2 protein-coding genes are annotated in these 2299 nt (G+C 35.3%); both read left to right on the forward strand.

The window, feature by feature from the left end; genetic code table 11:
- Positions 1-265: 265 nt before the first annotated feature.
- The gene (locus HT729_RS11620) at positions 266-1759 is read left to right on the forward strand and encodes a class I SAM-dependent DNA methyltransferase (RefSeq protein ID WP_172926259.1); all 1494 of its coding nucleotides are present in this window, start codon (positions 266-268) and stop codon (positions 1757-1759) included.
- A gap of 12 nt (positions 1760-1771) precedes the next feature.
- Positions 1772-2299 (forward strand): restriction endonuclease subunit S (locus tag HT729_RS11625; RefSeq protein WP_172929874.1); only part of this gene is annotated, 528 nt, incomplete at its 3' end.

Raw genomic sequence — 2299 nt, forward strand, 5'->3', positions numbered from 1 at the left:
CTGACAGAGTCAGCTCAAAACATGGTTTTGAGGTTGTGGATAGAACTGACAGAGTCAGCTCAAAACATGGTTTTGAGGTTGTGGATAGAACTGACAGAGTCAGTATCATATACCTACGGCAAGGTGAAGCTGACGTGGTTTGAAGAGATTTTTGAAGAGTATAAAATATTCAGGTGACGCATAGATATAGTTAATTGAAGCTTTGTTTGAAATCTGATAAAATAATGATATTACTAAGTTTTAAAAACTAAAGAAAAGGGAAGATATGATTACAGGCGAATTAAAAAATAAAATCGATCAGTTGTGGGAAATTCTTTGGACAGAAGGAAATGCAAATCCTTTAACAAATATTGAACAGTTGACTTATCTCTTATTTATGAAAGATTTGGATAGTGTCGAACTTGGACGTGAAAGTGATGCTGAATTTTTAGGGATTCCTTATGAGGGAGTTTTTCCAAAAGATAAACCTGAATACCGTTGGTCAACTTTTAAAAATATAGGAGATGCTCAGGAAGTTTATCGTTTAATGACTCAGGAGATTTTTCCGTTTATTAAAAATCTCAAGGGGGATACAGATGATACAGCCTTTTCACGATATATGCGAGAAGCTATTTTTCAAATAAATAAACCTGCTACGCTTCAAAAGGCAATTTCTATCTTAGATGTTTTTCCAACTAGGGGATTAGATATAGATTTTGATAATGACAAACAAAGTATTACTGATATCGGAGATATCTATGAATATCTGTTATCAAAATTGTCGACCGCAGGTAAAAATGGACAGTTCCGTACACCTCGTCACATCATCGATATGATGGTTGAGTTGATGCAACCGACCATCAAAGATATCATCTCAGATCCCGCTATGGGTTCTGCTGGCTTCTTAGTATCTGCTAGCCGTTACTTAAAGCGTAAGAAAGATGAATGGGAAACCAATACAGATAATATCAATCATTTTCATAATCAGATGTTTCATGGAAATGATACGGATACGACTATGTTGAGACTTGGGGCGATGAACATGATGCTACATGGAGTAGAAAATCCACAAATCAGTTACCTTGACTCGCTGTCTCAAGATAATGAAGAAGCCGATAAATATACTTTGGTTTTAGCAAATCCTCCTTTTAAGGGCTCACTTGACTACAATTCAACCTCTAATGACCTTCTTGCAACCGTAAAAACCAAAAAAACAGAATTACTCTTTCTTTCTCTTTTCTTGCGAACTTTAAAACCAGGTGGACGAGCAGCAGTTATCGTACCTGATGGTGTCCTTTTTGGTTCGTCGAAAGCTCATAAAGGAATTCGTCAGGAAATTGTAGAGAACCATAAGCTTGATGCTGTAATCTCAATGCCTAGTGGTGTTTTCAAGCCTTATGCTGGAGTTTCAACTGCCATTCTCATCTTTACAAAAACTGGCAATGGTGGTACTGACAAGGTCTGGTTTTACGATATGAAAGCGGATGGTTTAAGTTTGGATGATAAGCGACAACCGATTAGCGACAATGATATTTCAGATATTATCGAACGCTTTCATCATCTTGAAAAAGAAGCAGAACGTCAGAGAACGGATCAATCTTTCTTTGTTCCAGTTGATGAGATAAAGGAAAATGATTATGATTTGTCTATCAATAAATATAAAGAGATTGAGTATGAAAAAGTTGAGTATGAACCAACAGAAGTCATCTTAAAGAAAATCAATGATTTAGAAAAAGAAATTCAAGCTGGCTTGGCTGAATTAGAAAAATTACTCAAGTAGGGAGGTGGCTGTATGAAAAAAGTGAAGTTGGGGGAAGTCTTATCTCTAAAAAAAGGCAAGAAAGCCACTGTACTTGCTGAACAAACAACTCTAAGCCAACGTTATATTCAAATAGATGATTTAAGAAATAATAATAATTTAAAATTCACTGAAAGTTTAAATATGACTGAAGCACTACCAGATGATATTCTGATAGCATGGGATGGTGCTAATGCAGGAACAGTTGGCTATGGGTTATCGGGAGCTGTTGGTAGTACAATTACGGTCTTAAAAAAGAATGAGCGATACAAAGAAAAAATTATATCAGATTACTTGGGAGTCTTTTTGGAAAGTAAATCGCAGTATTTACGAGATCATTCAACAGGGGCAACAATTCCTCATTTAAACAAGAATATATTACTTGATTTACAATTAGAATTGCTAGGTATCGAAGAACAAGAGAACATTATCTGTATTCTTAATACGATTAAAAGGCTTATTACTAAAAGAAAATTGCAGTTAGATGAACTAAACTTGCTCGTCAAATCCCGATTTAATGAG

The organism is Streptococcus sp. 79 (assembly GCF_013277425.1).
In the GTDB taxonomy this organism is placed as follows: Bacteria; Bacillota; Bacilli; order Lactobacillales; family Streptococcaceae; genus Streptococcus; species Streptococcus pseudopneumoniae.

What these genes read in the sequence shown, in the direction of transcription:
- HT729_RS11620 (WP_172926259.1), top strand. Translation starts at nt 266, where the DNA reads ATGATTACAGGCGAATTAAAAAATAAAATCGATCAGTTGTGGGAAATT.